The sequence below is a fragment of the Sulfitobacter sp. 15WGC genome (assembly GCF_005068605.1).
GTDB classification, from domain to species: Bacteria; Pseudomonadota; Alphaproteobacteria; order Rhodobacterales; family Rhodobacteraceae; genus Sulfitobacter; species Sulfitobacter faviae.
The window spans coordinates 92,685-108,880 of record NZ_SZNL01000005.1; the positions used below are offsets into that span (position 1 = coordinate 92,685).

17 protein-coding genes are annotated in these 16,196 nt (G+C 63.0%); 9 read left to right on the top strand and 8 right to left on the bottom strand.

The genetic code is table 11. The annotated features are described in order from the left end of the window. Positions 1-10 precede the first annotated feature (10 nt). From FCK22_RS05825 to FCK22_RS05835, 3 genes are read right to left on the bottom strand one after another with little or no spacing between them, the layout of a single operon-like run. Positions 11-1,336, bottom strand: a complete 1,326-nt coding sequence (locus FCK22_RS05825) for a TRAP transporter large permease subunit (protein ID WP_067268276.1) — start codon at positions 1,334-1,336, stop codon at positions 11-13. Continuing rightward, positions 1,336-1,902 (bottom strand): TRAP transporter small permease subunit, encoded by a 567-nt coding sequence (locus FCK22_RS05830; protein WP_067268278.1) that lies wholly within the window; start codon positions 1,900-1,902, stop codon positions 1,336-1,338. The genes FCK22_RS05825 and FCK22_RS05830 overlap by 1 nt, the downstream gene beginning before the upstream one ends. Next, a complete protein-coding gene (locus FCK22_RS05835; protein WP_231886450.1) occupies positions 1,899-2,666 on the bottom strand; it encodes an N-formylglutamate amidohydrolase in 768 nt (255 codons plus the stop codon). The genes FCK22_RS05830 and FCK22_RS05835 overlap by 4 nt, the downstream gene beginning before the upstream one ends. Positions 2,667-2,786: 120 nt before the next feature. Between FCK22_RS05835 and FCK22_RS05840 the strand changes: the two genes are divergently transcribed. The 5 genes from FCK22_RS05840 (at position 2,787) to FCK22_RS05860 (ending at position 7,756) form a co-directional block, all read left to right on the top strand. Further along, entirely contained in the window at positions 2,787-3,659 is an 873-nt protein-coding gene (locus FCK22_RS05840) for a MurR/RpiR family transcriptional regulator (RefSeq protein ID WP_067268280.1), read from the top strand. Between the two features lie 134 nt (positions 3,660-3,793). Beyond that, on the top strand, positions 3,794-4,846 hold the full coding sequence (gene nadA, locus FCK22_RS05845) for a quinolinate synthase NadA (protein WP_067268281.1): 1,053 nt from the start codon (positions 3,794-3,796) through the stop codon (positions 4,844-4,846). An 11-nt stretch (positions 4,847-4,857) separates the two neighbouring features. Next, positions 4,858-6,414, top strand: a complete 1,557-nt coding sequence (locus FCK22_RS05850; RefSeq protein WP_067268282.1) for an L-aspartate oxidase — start codon at positions 4,858-4,860, stop codon at positions 6,412-6,414. A gap of 2 nt (positions 6,415-6,416) precedes the next feature. After that, positions 6,417-7,262, top strand: coding sequence for a carboxylating nicotinate-nucleotide diphosphorylase (gene nadC / locus FCK22_RS05855; RefSeq protein ID WP_067268283.1), 846 nt, complete (start codon positions 6,417-6,419; stop codon positions 7,260-7,262). A 44-nt stretch (positions 7,263-7,306) separates the two neighbouring features. Continuing rightward, positions 7,307-7,756, top strand: coding sequence for a GNAT family N-acetyltransferase (locus tag FCK22_RS05860; RefSeq protein WP_067268284.1), 450 nt, complete (start codon positions 7,307-7,309; stop codon positions 7,754-7,756). On the opposite strand, the gene FCK22_RS05865 is transcribed toward FCK22_RS05860, so the two are convergent. The 3 genes from FCK22_RS05865 to FCK22_RS05875 form a co-directional block, all read right to left on the bottom strand. Next, complete coding sequence (locus FCK22_RS05865) at positions 7,746-9,251, bottom strand: heme biosynthesis HemY N-terminal domain-containing protein (RefSeq protein WP_067268285.1); 1,506 nt, start codon at positions 9,249-9,251, stop codon at positions 7,746-7,748. The genes FCK22_RS05860 and FCK22_RS05865 overlap by 11 nt on opposite strands. A 10-nt stretch (positions 9,252-9,261) precedes the next feature. After that, positions 9,262-10,842: a hypothetical protein gene (locus tag FCK22_RS19245; RefSeq protein ID WP_231886451.1), complete on the bottom strand. Its 1,581-nt coding sequence runs from the start codon at positions 10,840-10,842 to the stop codon at positions 9,262-9,264. Between the two features lie 71 nt (positions 10,843-10,913). After that, positions 10,914-11,612 (bottom strand): uroporphyrinogen-III synthase, encoded by a 699-nt coding sequence (locus FCK22_RS05875; RefSeq protein ID WP_067268295.1) that lies wholly within the window; start codon positions 11,610-11,612, stop codon positions 10,914-10,916. Between the two features lie 75 nt (positions 11,613-11,687). Here FCK22_RS05875 and tsaD point away from each other — a divergent pair, with 75 nt between their 5' ends. From tsaD to FCK22_RS05895, 4 genes are read left to right on the top strand one after another with little or no spacing between them, the layout of a single operon-like run. Continuing rightward, positions 11,688-12,791, top strand: a complete 1,104-nt coding sequence (gene tsaD / locus FCK22_RS05880) for a tRNA (adenosine(37)-N6)-threonylcarbamoyltransferase complex transferase subunit TsaD (protein WP_067268297.1) — start codon at positions 11,688-11,690, stop codon at positions 12,789-12,791. Then, positions 12,788-13,741, top strand: a complete 954-nt coding sequence (locus FCK22_RS05885) for an NAD(P)H-dependent glycerol-3-phosphate dehydrogenase (protein WP_067268299.1) — start codon at positions 12,788-12,790, stop codon at positions 13,739-13,741. Before tsaD ends, FCK22_RS05885 begins: the two co-directional genes overlap by 4 nt. 1 nt (position 13,742) lies before the next feature. Next, positions 13,743-14,015, top strand: coding sequence for a YciI family protein (locus FCK22_RS05890; RefSeq protein ID WP_067268301.1), 273 nt, complete (start codon positions 13,743-13,745; stop codon positions 14,013-14,015). Then, positions 14,015-14,434 carry an EVE domain-containing protein gene (locus tag FCK22_RS05895; RefSeq protein ID WP_067268303.1) on the top strand — a complete coding sequence of 140 codons (420 nt, stop codon included), beginning with the start codon at positions 14,015-14,017 and terminating at the stop codon, positions 14,432-14,434. The genes FCK22_RS05890 and FCK22_RS05895 overlap by 1 nt, the downstream gene beginning before the upstream one ends. A gap of 251 nt (positions 14,435-14,685) precedes the next feature. On the opposite strand, the gene FCK22_RS05900 is transcribed toward FCK22_RS05895, so the two are convergent. Together FCK22_RS05900 and FCK22_RS05905 are read right to left on the bottom strand one after the other, a co-directional pair. Next, positions 14,686-15,027, bottom strand: coding sequence for a DUF2853 family protein (locus FCK22_RS05900; RefSeq protein ID WP_067268305.1), 342 nt, complete (start codon positions 15,025-15,027; stop codon positions 14,686-14,688). Between the two features lie 172 nt (positions 15,028-15,199). After that, positions 15,200-16,111: a PRC-barrel domain-containing protein gene (locus FCK22_RS05905; RefSeq protein ID WP_067268307.1), complete on the bottom strand. Its 912-nt coding sequence runs from the start codon at positions 16,109-16,111 to the stop codon at positions 15,200-15,202. Positions 16,112-16,196 lie beyond the last annotated feature (85 nt).

Sequence of the window (16,196 nt, forward strand, 5' to 3'; positions counted from 1 at the left end):
GCTCTCATTGTTATTTGTCGTAGATGTAATCGGGCAGCCATGTCGCGATCTCGGGGAAGACCATGACAAGTATCAGCGCCAAGACCATCACCAGCACGAAGGGCGTGATCGACGCATAGATGTCGCGCAGGGTGATCTCGGGCGGGGCCATGGCGCGCATGAGGAACAGGTTATAGCCGAAGGGCGGCGTCATATAGGCGATCTGCGTGGTGATCGTGTAAAGGATACCATACCAGATCAGATCAAAGCCCAGCGCACCGACCAAGGGCACATAGAGCGGCGCCACGATCACCAGCATCGCCGTATCATCTAGGAAGGTGCCCATGATGATGAAGCTAAGCTGCATCATGATCAGGATCATCCAGGGGCTGAGGTTCATCTTTTCGGTGAACAGGCTCTCAATCGCCTTCACCGCGCCCAGCCCGTCAAAGACCGCGCCAAAGGCGAGGGCGGCGAGGATGATCCACATGAACATGCAGGTGATGCCCAAGGTGTTGCGCACGGAGTTCTCGAAAACTTCGCGGGTCATGCGGCCCTTGAGAACGGCAGCAAAAAATGCCGCCGCAGCCCCGATGGCCGAGCTTTCGACCAAGCTGGTCCACCCGTTGACGAAAGGCACCATCATCACCGCAAAGATCACCAGCGGCAGGATGCCCGCCCGCAGCAGACGCAGTTTCTCGGCACGGGGAATGTCGCGATCCTCGGCCGAGAGGATGGGACCAAGTTCGGGATTCATCCGGCAGCGGATGACGATATAGGCGATGAACATCGCTGCCATCATCAACCCCGGGATGACCCCGGCAAGCCACAACTGCCCCACCGGCTGCCGCGCGATCATCGCGTAGAGCACCAGCACCACCGAAGGCGGCACGAGGATGCCAAGGCTCGACCCCGCTTGGATCACCCCCGTGACCATCCTTTTGTCATAGCCGCGTTTCAGCAGTTCCGGCAGCGCGATGGTCGACCCAATCGCCATGCCCGCCACGCTGAGCCCATTCATCGCCGAGATCAGCACCATCAGGCCAATCGTGCCAATCGCCAGCCCGCCGCGCACCCCGCCCATCCAGACGTGGAACATGCGGTAAAGGTCATCGGCGATGCGGCTTTCGCTGAGGACATAGCCCATGAAGATGAACATCGGCAGCGTCAGCAGCGGATACCATTTCATCAGCTTCATCGCGGCGGCGAAACCGATGTCATAGCCGCCCTTGTCGCCCCAGAGCAGCAGCGCCGAAACCACGGCGATAAAGCCGATGGCGCCAAACACCCGCTGGCCGGTCAGTAGCATCAGCATCATTGACGAGAACATCAATGTCGCAATCATTTCATAGGACATCAGATGGCCTCACCCTTGAGCCGCAGCACGTCTTTCGCGAGCTCGGACAGACATTGCAGCAGCATCAGAAAGATGCCGACGATCATCACGACCTTGATCGGCCAGAGATACGGGCGCCATGCGGAACTGGATTGCTCCATATGGCCAACCTCTTCACTACCGGTGATCAAGCCACCGAAAAAGCTGAACGGCTCTGTCCCCCAGTAGCCCAGCGAATAGGCGGTAGAGCTTACCGCCCCATAGAGCAGCACGCAGAGATAGAAGATCAGGAAGAAAACGGTGAATAGGTCAAACCATGCTTTGCGGCGCAGCGACCAATCGCCATAGAGCAGATCCATCCGCACGTTCGACCCCAGTTGGATCGAATAGGGACCGCCCAAGATGTAATAGCCCACCATGACAAACTGCGCCATTTCCAGCGTCCAAAGCGAGGGGACGAAGAAGGCTTTGCTGACGGTGGACCACAACAGCACCCCCATCAGGACAAATATGCCATACATCATGATCCGCCCGATCCGCCGGTTCATCGCGTCGATGCCCCGGATATAGCCCCGGATGAACCTCATGGTTTGACCTCCTCCATCTCGGGCCGAGCCATGGCGGCACGGAGCCAATTGCTGATCATCTCGGCCATCTGCCGCTGTTCGGCTTCGGTCGTGATGAGGTCGTTACGGATCTCTAGCATGACATGGGGATGACCATGGGCCAGCCCATGCTCTTTCAGCGTATGGGTCACCCCGTCCTGCGGGCCGTAGGGCTCATTTCGTTCGACATTCAGATCCGTGAACTCGGACGCCACCGCGAGCATCGCATCGGCAAGGCGCGTGTCGCTGTCATGCAGAATGCCGATCTCAACGCTGCGCGGTTTGCCATGGTAGATCGGCGTGAAACTATGCACCGTGACGATCGCAGGCGCATTGACCCGTTTGATCGTTGCCGCCAAAGTCTTGCGGAATGGCTCGTAATAGCGCGCCACCCGCTCGGCCCGGCCAGCCTCATCAAGCGTGGCATTGCCGGGGATCGCGAAAATCTCGCTCTGCGCTGGCATCGCGCCCGGGGCTTCGGGCGGGCGGTTACAATCGTAGACCAGACGCGAGACGCGCCCCGCCACCAGCACCGCATCCAGATCCTGCGCCATGGCCCGGGCCACGCCCAAGGCACCGGGATCCCAAGCCACATGGCTTTCGCGGGCCGCAGCATCCAGCCCCAGACCGTCGTAGCAGGCCGGTATCTCACGCGCCGCATGTTCGCAGACCAACACCAGCGGGGCCTGTGCCCCGGCGTTGATCACCTCGACGGCTTCATTCGAAAGATCTGACTGTTCTGACACCCTGTCCCCCTCAGTTAGATCAAACCTCATTCGGGCGGGGGGCTTCTGTCAACAGAATAATGTCAAATTTATTACAACGCCGTTCAGTTTGTGTTATTACTCGTCAAAAGAGGGGCATCCATGGCTGAACCGACGCTGACCATTTCCGACCGTATCCAGCAAGAACTGGACCGGCTAACCCGTGCGGAACGGCAACTCGCCCATTCGATTCTGGAAAACTACCCCGCCTCCGGCCTAGGCCCGCTGACGGCGCTGGCGAAGGATGCCAATGTCTCCACCCCCACCGTGGCGCGGATGGTGCAAAAGCTGGGGTTCAAGGGTTACCCCGAGTTTCAGAACGAGCTGCGCGAAGAGCTCAAGGCCAAGGCCAAGAACCCCATCGCCAAACATGACAACTGGACCGAAGGCGCGCCCTCGGGCCATGTGTTGAACCGGTTCACCGACGCGGTGATTGACAACATCCGCCACACGTTGGGCCAGATCGAGCCTGCCACCTTCGACCGCGCCTGCGCGATGATCGCCGACACCGCGCACCCGCTCTATATCGTGGGGGGGCGCATCACCCATGTGATGGCCGAATATCTGTTCCTCCACGCTCAGATCATCCGCCCACGGGTGACACATATTCAATCCACATCAAACGCTTGGCCGCATTACCTGCTGGACGTGGGCGAAGGCGATGTCTTCGTCATTTTCGACGTGCGGCGCTATGAGAACAACACGCTGAAACTGGCAGAAATGGCCCATGCGCGGGGGGCCAAGATCATCCTCTTCACCGATCAATGGCGCTCTCCGGTGCATAGCCTGGCCGATATCTGTTTCTCCAGCCGGATCGTCGCGCCTTCGGCTTGGGACAGCGCGGCGGCCACGCTGCTGCTGGTAGAAAGCGTGATCTCGGCCATGCAAGACATCAACTGGGCCGATACGAAGGACCGGGCCGAACGGCTGGAAGACATGTTCGACCAGACCCGTTTGTTCCGCAAATTCACCTAAGCCCCCAGCAAGAAACGCCTTGTCATAAAGGGTATTGGCTTGCCCAAACCCCGCCAGTCGTCTATGGCCAGCACGCCGGGTGTGGTGTCCAGCGCGGTGCCGTGACACGCGCCAAGGCCGGAGGGGGACCGACCATGCGTGATGAAATCTTTTCGCCCAGCGAGCTTGAGCGCCATTATGACCTCGCGCCATCGCCAGCGCTGGCGGCTGAAATGGCCGATATCTACGCCAAGATGGACCGTGTCGTCTCGCCCCCCGATTGGGCCATTCACGCGCCCTATGTCGCCGCGATCAACAAGCTCAAGAAAGAGCGCAACGCGGTCATCCTCGCGCATAATTACATGACGCCCGACATCTACCATGGCATCGCGGATTTCGTCGGCGACAGCCTCCAACTGGCCATCAAGGCGACCGAGGTCGAGGCCGATGTCATCGTGCAATGCGGCGTGCATTTCATGGCCGAGACCTCGAAGATCTTGAACCCCGCGAAAACCGTGCTGATCCCCGACATGGAAGCGGGTTGTTCACTGGCCGAAAGCATCACCGCCGAGGGCGTCGCACAGATGCGCGCGCAGTATCCCGGCGCGCCGGTTGTCACTTACGTCAACACCACGGCCGAGGTGAAGGCGGCGTCGGACATCTGCTGCACCTCGTCGAACGCGGCGCAGATCGTGGCGGCGCTTGAGGCCGAGACGATCATCATGACGCCCGACAAATACCTCGCCCAGAACATCGCCAAACAGGTGCCGCAAAAGCGCATCGTCTGGTGGGACGGCGCCTGCATCGTGCACGAACGCTATACCGCGAAAGACATCGCCGACTACCGCGAGTGGAACCCAGACACCCGCATCATCGCGCATCCCGAATGCCCGCCCGACGTGGTGGCAGAGGCGGATTTCTCCGGCTCGACCAGTGGCATCCTTGACTATGTGCACCGCGAGAAACCGGCCAAAGCGATGCTGGTCACCGAATGCTCCATGGCGTCGAACATCGCCGATGAATTGCCCGAGGTCGATTTCGTCGGCCCTTGCAACATGTGCCCCTACATGAAGAAGATCACGCTGGAGAAGGTGCTCTGGTCGCTGCACACGATGTCCGGCGCCGTCGAAGTGGAGGCCGAGGTTGCCAGCAAGGCGCGGGTGGCCGTGCAACGGATGATCGACCTCTCCCGCGAACTCGGCCTCTGAAGGGCGCGCGCGTGGAGCAGATCACAACCGGCAGGATCATCATCGTTGGGGCCGGTCTGGGCGCGCTCTATGCCGCGCTTTGTCTTGCGCCGCGTCCGGTTTTGCTGATCTCGCCCGATCCTCTGGGGTCAGGGGCCAGTTCCGCTTGGGCGCAGGGCGGCGTGGCCGCCGCGATGGCGCAGGCCGACAGCCCCGAGGCCCATGCGCTCGACACCATCAAAGCCGGGGCGGGTACGGTCGAGCCGCGCGTCGCCGCCACCGTAACGGATGAGGCCCGCGCCCATATCCTCACCCTGACCGATTTCGGCACCGCCTTCGACCGCAGCGCCGATGGCGGCTATGTCATGTCGCGCGAGGCGGCGCATAGCTTTGCCCGCGTCGTGCGCGTGCAGGGCGATCAAGCGGGAGCCGAGATCATGCGCGCCCTGATCGAAAAGGTGCGCGAAACACCCTCGATCCAAGTGCTCGAAGGGGTGCTGGCCCGCGGTTTGGAAAGTGACGGTACCAAGGTCACCGGGGTCGAGATCGAACTGGCACGGCCCGAAGGCTCCGCCCCCGTGATGCTGCGCGGCGCGGGGGTCTTGCTGGCGGGCGGCGGGTCTGGCGGGCTTTATGCGCTGACCACCAACCCGGCCCGCATTCGCGGGCAGGTGATCGGCATGGCCGCCCGGGCGGGCGCTCTTACTGCCGATGCGGAATTCGTGCAGTTTCACCCCACCGCCATCGACTGCGGCGAAGACCCCGCCCCCTTGGCGACCGAAGCACTGCGCGGGGCCGGGGCGCATCTGATCAATCGCGAAGGCGCGCGTTTTATGGAGGCGGTTCACCCCCTCGCCGAGCTTGCCCCGCGCGATGTCGTGGCCCGCGCCATCTTTGCCCAGACCCAGACGGGGCTGCGCCCCATGCTGGACACCCGCGCGGCCTTGGGTGCGGCGGTGCTGACCGACTACCCCGCCGTCGCAGCCGCCTGCGCGCGCAATGGCATCGACCCGGTGACCCAGCCCATCCCCGTCGCCGCCGCGGCGCATTACCATATGGGCGGTGTGGCCACGGATGCGCATGGGCGTTCCAGCCTTGCCGGACTGTGGGTCTGCGGAGAGGCGTCTTCGACCGGGCTGCACGGCGCGAACCGTCTGGCATCCAACGGGCTGCTCGAAGCGCTGGTCTTTGCCCGCCGCGCGGCGCAGGACATGCTTGAGGAATGCGAGACGGGCGAGGATGACGCCGTACAACTGCCGGATTTGCCTGCTGGTGAGACACCGAACGAGACCCTCGTCACCCGCCTGCGCGAAACCATGACCGCAGAGGTCGGCGTGCTGCGGGATGCGGCGGGCTTACAACGCGCCTTGACGGCCATCGCCGAGATTGAAGCGGCGCAACCCGATTGTGCCCAGTTGCAAAACATGACCGCCACCGCGACGCTCATCGCCGCCGCCGCCCTCGCCCGCCGCGAAAGCCGGGGCGCGCATTGCCGCACGGACTATCCCGAAACGCTCCCCGAAGCCGCCCGCAGCTTCATGACATTGGCCGAGGCCACGGCCCACCGCTCCAACCCCGAGGACGCCTGAAGATGACCACCGCCCTGCCCGACCTGATCCTTGAGCCGCTGGTCCGTGCCGCTTTGATGGAAGACCTCGGCACCTATGGCGATGTCACGACCCGCAGCGTGATCCCCGAGGGCACGACCTATACCGCCCGGCTGCGCGCCCGCGCCGAGGGGGTCGTCTCTGGCATGCAAATCGCGCGGCTGGCCTTTCACCTTGTCGACCCCACGCTTGAGGTGCGCACGCTGAAAGAAGACGGCAGCAAAATCGCCAAAGGCGACACGCTGATGGAGATCGAAGGCTCCGCCGCTGCGATCCTCTCGGCGGAACGTGTGGCGCTGAACTTTTCCGGGCGGCTCTCGGGCATTGCCACCCTCACCGCGGCCTGCGTGGCCGAGACGAAGGGGACTGAGACCCGGATCACCTGCACCCGCAAGACCACGCCGGGCCTGCGCATGGTCGAGAAACAGGCGGTGTTGCATGGCGGCGGGTTCAACCACCGCTTCTCCCTCTCCGACGCGATCCTGATCAAGGACAACCACATCGCTGCCGCCGGGGGCATCCGGCCTGTGTTGCAGGCGGTCAAGGCCAATGCCTCGCATATGATCCGGGTCGAGATCGAGGTCGACACGTTGGCGCAGCTTCAAGAGGTCTTGGACGAAGGCGGCGCGGATGTGGTGCTGTTGGATAATATGGATACGCCGACGCTCACGCAGGCGGTCGAAATGGCACAGGGCCGCATCGTGCTGGAGGCCTCGGGCAACATGACCCTGCCGCGCTTGGCCGAGGTCGCGGCAACGGGGGTGCACTATATCTCTATGGGCGCGCTCACACATTCTGCGACAACGCTGGACCTTGGGCTGGATTTCTGAACCAACTGGGGCAAATATCGCGCAGCCAGCGAAGGGAGCCCGCCATGTCCGACCTTACCATCCGAACCGTGAGAGACCATGACCGCGCCGATTGGGAGCGGCTTTATCAAGGCTATGCCGAATTCTATAAAGTCGAGCAGACGCCGGAGATGCGCGCGCGGGTCTGGTCTTGGCTGCATGATCCGCTGACCGAGGTCGAAGGGCTGGTCTGCGAAGATGCTGAAGGGCGGGTGATCGGACTGACCCATTTCCGGCATTTCGCCCGCCCACTCGCTGCGGCGACGGGCTGTTTCCTCGACGATCTTTTCGTGGCCCCCGAAGCCCGCGGCAGCGGGGCTGCCGATGCGCTGATCGGAGAGGTGAAGAAGATCGCCCAGAAGCGCGGCTGGAGCCTCGTCCGCTGGATCACGGCCGAGGATAACTACCGCGGCCGTGGTGTTTATGACAGGCTGGCCACCCGGACCAACTGGGTCACCTACGACATCAAGCTGTAGGGTCCGGCGCTTTCTTGGGCGTCTCGGGATCGGTCGGCTTTTCCGGTTCGGTCACCAGTTCCGCATCTTCGATATCCTCCGTCCGCGTGGTCAACGCCCCCTCTGTCGGGGTCGTTTCCGGCGCGCCGACGATCAGGGGCAGCATCTGAACACCGCTCGGCATGGCCACCTCCGACAGCGGCGGCGTCTTCCATTCCAGCGTGTCAAAGCTCTTGCAGTTTTCGCAGATCGGCACCCATTCGGCATGGATGTGGTGGCAGTTCTCGCAAATCCACTGCGGCCCGCGTGAGACGTTCAGCGCGCGGGTCAGCCAGCCTTTAACCACGGTGTCCGGCGCGCCCTCGCCCCGCTCGATCGCCGCCATCAGGGTGACGGACCGGGCCGAAGGATCGGTCTCAACCAGATTGCCAAGCGCCCGGCGCGCTTCGGGGAAGTCTTCGTTGGCGATGTGGAGTTCGGCCAGCAGCATCTTGGTCTCGGGATGGTCGGGCTGAGATTTGGTCAGCGCGCGGAACCGTTTGATCCGCTGGGGCGGTGTCTCATCCGGCTGAATCTCGGCAAAGGCGGCGGCAAGATCGGGGTGCGGCTGCACGCTCCACGCTTTTTGCAGCACTTTGGAAGCATTGCGCGGCTTGTCCTGCGCGATATAGCTGCGCGCGGCCATCACGGCGGCGGGCACCAGATCAGGCGACAGACGGTTCGCTTCAATCGCGGCCTCGCGGGCTTCGACACTGTTGCCCTCGTCAATGACCTCGCGCGCCTCGGAGAGCGCCAGAACGGCGTCGCGGCGCTTGTGCACATCGCGCGGCAGATGGCCGTTTTTATACTTGGCCTGCAGAGTGCCACGCGCACCGGTCCAATCATGTTTCTCGGCCTGCAACTTCAGGAGCGTGTCGCCGGTTTCCTCATGTTTGGGCTTCAGCGCAAAGGCCTTTTCGGCCAGTTTCAGCGCCGTTTCGGTATCTCCGTCGGCCAGCTTCTGCTTCATGATGCCGCGCACACCGACGAAACGGGTCTTTTCGTCTTCGACCAGCTTGCGATAGGTCCGTTCGGCCTTGCGACGGTCCCCCGCCAGCTCTGCCGCCTGCGCGGTCAGCAGATTGGTCAGTGCCGGGCGTTTGAGATAGCGGTCGGCCTTGGCCGCCTTGGCCATCGCGACCTGTCCCTCGCCGCTGGCCAGCGCCATCAACCCGTCCGACAGTGCTTCATAGCCCTTACGCTCGCGGTTGCGGTCAAAGTAGCGCGACAGCGCCGTCTCATCGCCATTCAGAAAATGCCAGACTGCCGAGAGCAGCGACACGATCTTGAGCAACACCCAAACCGCAAGCATCAGCAGCAAAACGGCGATCACCGATTGCAGCGGCCCAAGGGTATATTCCGTGCCCGCCACGGTCAGCTGAATGCCACCTTCGCTTTCCAACAGGAAGCCTGCACCCCAAGCCAGAGCGGCGACCAGCACGACGAAAAGAACGATTTTAATAAGAGACCAGAGCATTTTTCGTTCCTCAGTTGGCCGTCAGGCGTTGGGAGAGTTCATTGGCGGCGGTTTCAGCCGCCTGACGCGCGCGGGCATCGGCGAGCCATTCCGCCATCGCATCCTGCGCGGGGGCTGGCAGCGTGTCGATCTCAGCCAGCGCATCGGTCAAACGGCCATCGCGCACCGCCGCTTCGGCGCGAGACAGGACAGCATCGGCATCCGTCCCTTCGCGCGGCGCGACCGAGCGGGCACCCAGTTGACGTTTCAGGAAGTTGCCAAAGCCGCCTTCGCCCTCTTCCGGCAAGGCGGCACGGGCGGTGGCCAGCGCCTGCCGCGCGGCATCGGGATAGCGCGCTTGGAGATTGGCGAGGGTGACAACACCGCCGGCGGCGCTTTCACGCAGGGTTTCGGGTATGTCCTCGACCCCGGCCTGCTGCAATTCGGCCAGCGGCGCTTCGAAGGGGCGACCGGCGCTGATCGCGGCATTCATCTGGGTCATCGCAGTCTGGGCACGGGCCGCTTCCGCCGCGGCGGCTGTTGCCTCCTCAGCAGTTTGGGCATTTTCCAGCAGGCTCTCGATTTCGCTGCGCTGTTCGGCGACAGAGGCGCGCAGGGCTTCCATCTCACGCTCAAAAGCCGCGACCGCGACTTGGTTGTCACCGCCGGTGGCGGGTTGCTTTTCAACCGTGGTGAGGCGGCTGTCGATCTCGGCCAATTGGCTTTGCAGCGCCGAGAGGGCCTCGCGGCTGGCGGTCAGTTCTTCGCGCAGCGCGTCGACCTGCGGCAGGCGTTCCGGCAGGGTGGCAGGCTCTTCGACGCGGGCTTCCAGTTCCGCGATACGAGCCTGCTGCGCTTCCATCGCGCTCTGCAATTCTGCCGCGCTTTGTGCCCGGGTGCCCAAGACATCATATTCCGATGCGGCAAAGCCGAGGCCCGCAGCGATGGCACCGCCGAGCAGCATGGGGAAGAACACGCTGCGCTTGCGCTCTTTCGGGGCAGGCTCAGGGACCGGGGTCGATGCAGGTGGGGACGTCGGTTTGGACGTGGCAGCGCTTGGCTTTTCAGCCTTTTCCGGCGCGGGTTTGGATGAGCTACCGCTCGGCTTAGACGCAGCCGCCGAGGCGCGTGAGGGCGCGGGATCAGCGGCCGGTTTGTCCTTGGCAGCCGGTTTGTCCTTGGGTGCAGCGCTGGTGGCGCTTGTCTTGGGATCGTCCTTGGGCGAAGCCGTCTGGGGCTTCGTCTCTTTAGCCGGTGTGGCGCTCTCGGGCTTGTCTTTAGCCGGCGTTGCGCTTTCGGGCTTGGCCGGGGCTTTGTCGTCCGGCTTGGCCGCAGCGGCGGGCGTTGCCGTTGCTTTATCCGTAGTGGGCGTGGTGCTGGATGTTTTCGACGGGTCGGCCTTGGCCGTTTCGGTTTTCGCCGCGTCGGTCTTCACATCCTCGGTTTTCGGCGTGTCGGGTTTTGCCGTCTCCGCCCCCTTACCATCGGTCTGGCTGGGTTTCGCGGCCTCGGCCTTCTCTGCCGTGGTTGCCTCGTCCGCCGCGGGAGGCGTCTGATCGGCTGTGGTCTTGTCCGCTTCGCTTTTGCTGACCGTCTTCTTGGGTTTTGCCACGCCTCACGCCTTTCGATTCTGAACCTGTCATTCACTCGCAATGGCGAGCTTACCCGGCATACCTATGCCCCTCAAGGCAAGGTGGTGCAGCGGAAAAGTTTTTCAACGGCCTCTGCCATGGCTTCGCCGGTGGGTTCTGCGGCGACATCATGCGCATAGAGCGGCAGAGCTTCAAGCGCCTGAGCGGCGGCGCGGCTGATCGACAGGGCCATGACCCGTTCCGTCGAGCTTGCCTCCCGGGCGAAATGCTGTGCGCTGCGCGGGGAAAACAGCGGCACGATGACAGGGTTAGGGCCCTTTAGAAGGGTCTGCGCGGCGGTGGAGAGCGGCAGAAGGGTCTGATCATAGACCGTGGCGGTTTCCACTTTCAGACCTGCGGCGCCTAAAATTCCGGCAATATCTGCCCGCCGGTGCCGCCCGGCAAGGTGCAAGAGCGGGCCGGTCTGGGCGCGCTTCGACAGGGTCGCGATCAGCGCCTCGGCATCCAGCCCGACCATCTGCGCCTGCCAGCCCGCTTTGCCCGCTGTCGCCGTGGTCTGCGGGCCGACGCAATAGGCAGGCCGCCCCTCCCCCAGAGGCGCATGGGCCACGGCATTGGCCGAGGTAAAGATCACCCCGGCATAGGGCGAAAGATCGACAGGGTCATCCGTCGCGGTAATCTCGATCAGCGGAGAGATCACGGCCCCGTCGCGCAGCGCAGGCGAAAGCCGATCCAGAAACTGCGCGGCACCGGGCTGGGGACGTGTCAGAAGCAATCTTGGCTGCGGCATCGCAAGGCTCCGGCATTGTTTGCGCGTGAGAGCGGTGTTACCTGCGGTACAGGTGCCTTGCAACGGAAAGCCCCCATGCCCTCTACCCAGTCTCAGACCCGCTTGATCCTTGGTTTGGAAAGCAGTTGCGACGATACCGCCGCCGCCGTGGTGCGCATGGAGGAGGACGGGCGCGGCAGGGTGCTGGCCTCGGTCGTGGCGGGCCAGACCGAGTTGCACGCCGACTTTGGCGGCGTCGTCCCCGAAATCGCCGCCCGCGCCCATGCCGAGAAATTGGACCACTGTGTCGAGGATGCCTTGGCCGAAGCCGGGATCGGCCTGCCGCAGATTGACGCCATCGCGGTGACCGCCGGGCCGGGGCTGATCGGCGGCGTGGTGTCGGGCGTGATGTGCGCCAAGGGGCTCTCGGCGGCGACGGGCAAACCGCTTTACGGGGTGAACCACCTCGCGGGTCACGCGCTGACCCCGCGGCTGACCGATGATGTGCCCTATCCCTATCTGATGTTGCTGGTCTCGGGCGGACATTGTCAGTTTCTACTGGTGCGCGGGCCGGAAAGTTTCGACCGTCTCGGCGGTACGATCGACGATGCCCCGGGCGAGGCGTTCGACAAGGTCGCGCGGCTGTTGGGCCTGCCCCAGCCGGGCGGGCCGTCGATCGAAAAATGCGCCCAAGAGGGCGATGCGAAACGCTTTGCCCTGCCGCGCCCTCTGCTGGATCGCGAGGGCTGCGACATGTCCTTCTCGGGTTTGAAAACCGCTGTGCTGCGCGCGCGCGACAAATGCGTGGCAGAGCGTGGCGGGCTGACGCGACAGGATCAGGCGGACCTCGCCGCAGGGTTCCAAGCCGCCGTCGTCGATGTGCTGGCCCATAAAACGCGCCGCGCCTTTGCAGAGTACCCCGCGCAAGGCGCGCGGAGCCTGTGCGTGGCGGGGGGCGTGGCGGCAAACAAGTCCATCCGCGCCGCGTTAGAGACTGTTGCGGCAGCGCAAGAGGCCACCTTTGTGGCGCCACCCTTGGCGCTTTGCACTGACAACGCCGCGATGATCGCCTTCGCGGCGGGAGAGCAAGCCACCCTGCGGGATGCCGATGACCTGACCCTTGCCGCGCGGCCCCGCTGGCCGCTGGACACCGCGCGCCCGTCGATGCTGGGCAGCGGCAAGAAGGGGGCCAAGGCATGAGCGTTTCCGTTCTCGGCGCAGGGGCATTCGGCACGGCGCTGGCCATTTCGCTTGCGGGCAAAGGGCCGGTAACACTCTGGGCGCGTGACGCGGGGGATATGGCCGCGCGGCGCGAGAACGCCAAACGCCTGCCCGGCCGCCCTTTCCCCGAGACGCTCAGCGTGACCGAAAGCCTTGCCCAAGCGGCTGAGGCCGAGACCCTTTTGCTGGCCGTGCCGATGCAAAAGCTGCGCAGCGTGTTGGAGGAACATCGCGCAGCGCTTCACGGGAAACATTTGGTCGCCTGCTGCAAAGGGATCGAACTCAGCAGCGGCGTGGGGCCGGTCAGGGTGATCGAAGAGACCATTCCCGAAGCGACCGCCGCGATCCTGACGGGGCCCAGCTTTGCCGCCGATATCGCACGGGGCCTGCCCACCGCGCTGACCTTGGCCTGTGCAGACCCTGCGGCGGGCGAACAGCTGCAAGCGGAACTCACCACGACGAACCTGCGGCTTTACCGCACCACGGATACCACCGGCGCGGAATTGGGCGGGGCGCTGAAAAATGTCGTCGCCATCGCCAGCGGGGCCGCGATAGGGGCCGGATTGGGCGAAAGCGCCCGCGCCGCGCTGATGACCCGCGGCTATGCCGAAATGCAGCGCCTCGCCGCCCATCTGAAGGCCGAGCCGACAACGCTGGCCGGGCTTTCGGGCTTTGGTGATCTCACGCTGACCTGCACCTCCGAGCAATCGCGCAACTACCGTTTGGGGCAATCGCTGGGCCAAGGCACCCCCTTTGACCCATCGACCACGGTCGAAGGGGCCGCGACCGCCCGCGCCGTCGATGCGCTGGCCCGCGAAGCGGCGCTTGATATGCCGATCACCCGCGCGGTTGCCGGATTGCTCGACAACCAGTTAGATGTGGCTGGTGCCATGAAATCTTTGCTGACACGCCCCCTAAAGGAAGAATGATATGTTTGTTGCCCTGATCGCCCATGACAAAGCCGATGGCCTGCCGATCCGTCAGGAAAACCGGCCCGACCATCTGGCCTATCTGAAATCCAGCGATGCCGTGGCACAGGCTGGCCCGCTTTTGGATGCAGAAGGCGGCATGATCGGTTCGCTCATCATTCTGGACGTGCCCGATATGGCCGCGGCCGAGGATTGGGCCGCGAATGACCCCTATGCCAAGGCCGGCTTGTTCCAAAGCGTTACCCTGACCCATTGGAACCGGGTGATCGGCTGATGGCCTATTGGTTGTTCAAATCCGAACCCGCAACTTGGAGCTGGGCCGACCAAAAGGCCAAGGGCGACGCGGGTGAGGAATGGGACGGCGTGCGCAACTATCAGGCGCGCAATTTCATGCGTGAGATGAAGGTCGGCGACCTCGGGTTCTTTTACCATTCGCAAAAGAACCGTGAGATCGTCGGCATCGTAGAAGTCTGCGCCGAGGCTCACCCCGACAGCAGCACCGATGACCCGCGTTGGGAATGTGTGGACATCAAAGCGGTGCGGTCGTTCAACCAGCCGGTCAATTTGGATACGATCAAAGCGGACCCAAGGCTGGAGGACATGGTTCTGGTGAAGAATTCGCGCCTATCCGTGCAGCCCGTGACCGATGCGGAATGGCAGCTTATCTGCGCCTTGGGCAAGACCGCGCCCTAATACCGGCGCGGCCATCGGAAAAACGAAAAAGGGTTCCGGCACCCCGCCAGAACCCTTCTCACCCCATGTGCTCCCATAACCACCACACATGTTCGTAACTCTTACCAGCCGCTCTGGCCGATATAAGAGAGATAGCAGAAACCGGTGATTTACTCAACTTTCGACTGTGTCAAAGCCCGCGCAAAAACGAAACGCGCGCTTAACCAAGCGCGCGTCTGAGGTAAGGTTTTAGTAGGGTTTCCCACCGCCCTTCAGGCGTAGACGGCCTCTTTGCCGAAGTGTTTGACCAGCATGTAATAGACCACCGCGCGGTATTTGTTCCGCTCGGACCGGCCATAGGTCTCGATCACTTTTTGAATGCCGCCCATAAGATGCTCATCATCCGGCAGACCGAGTTTCTTGATCAGGAAGTTGTCCTTCACGGTGTTCAACTCAGCCGTATCGCTGGAAGACACCGTCTGCGCGTCGGCGTTATAGATCGACGGACCGCAGCCGATGGTCACCTTGGTCAAAAGGTCCATATCCGGCTCCATGCCGCATTTGTTCTTCAGGTCTTCGGCGTATTTGGCGATCCATTCGTCACGCTTGCCCATAAAATCTCTCCCAATAGTGTCTTCGGCCCGTCAGGGGTTCCTGAGACCGGAGCCTAAGGCCATATCCCTGTATTGCAAAAGATTTATTTCGGGCGCGGCGGGCTGACCCCGGAGCCGCCAGAAAAAGAGGCGCCCGAATTGGGCGCCTCTCAGTCAGGATATCGGCTGTCGCTTAGGAAGCGTCGTCAAGGCGGACGTCGTCTTCGAGCCCTTCGATGTTGCCTTCATCGACCTCCGGCTGGGCTTCCAGCTCGGCTTTGGTCCAGGAGCTCAGCTTCAGGTCGTTCTCGGCTGCCATGGAAATTTCCTCAAGCGGTACGGCGACGGTGTGTTCGCCAAGGCCAAGGAAGCCGCCCACGCCAACAACGGCGGCATAGCCATCGTCGGTCTTGATGACATAGTCGACGTCACCAATGCTGTCGCCATCGGCTTCGACCACGGTCAGGCCGACCAAATCACCTACGACCATGCCGGAGAATGCGTTGCTCATGCCGGTGTCGGTGCGTGTCACATCTGTTTCCATGTCCGCTTCGGTGTTGGAAGCGACATTCTCATCCAGATCGGTCTCGGCTTCGCCTTCGATCTCGGCAGTGGTTTCATTGTCGAAATCGGCATCTTCATCGGCTGCGAGATCGGTGTCAGTCTCGGTGGTGACGGTGCCGCTGGTGTCGGTGCTGAGGGTCGAATTCGACTCTGAATCGGCGTTCCCGGCCAGATCCGCTTCGGCATCGGTTGTCGGCGTCACGCCATCGGTCTCGGCGGTCAGTTCCGCTTCGTTGTCGACTTCGGTATCACCTTCAAATTCTGCGCCCTGTGTCGGTGCGGTCAGGATTTCGTCGGTGGTGTTGGGGTCGTTGGTCCCCTCGTAGTCGTCGGAATTTTCGCGCGACATCTCAGCGGTGCGCTCGGCCTGCTGCTCAACAGTGGCGGTCAGATCGTTGGCCGTGTTGGTGACGCTCTCGCCCGAGATGGTGGCCTCGGCTTCCGCGGCGGCACCGGCTTCGGTGTCGGCGGTCTGAGCGAATGCGGTACCCGCAGTCAGAGCGAGGGCGGCGACGGTGGACTTCAGGAATGTACGTTTCATCTTCGATACTCCTTTTGAATGGTCTGGGGATGAAACACCGCCCGATTGACTATGTTCCGCCCGCCCTCCGCCGCTGGTGGATATG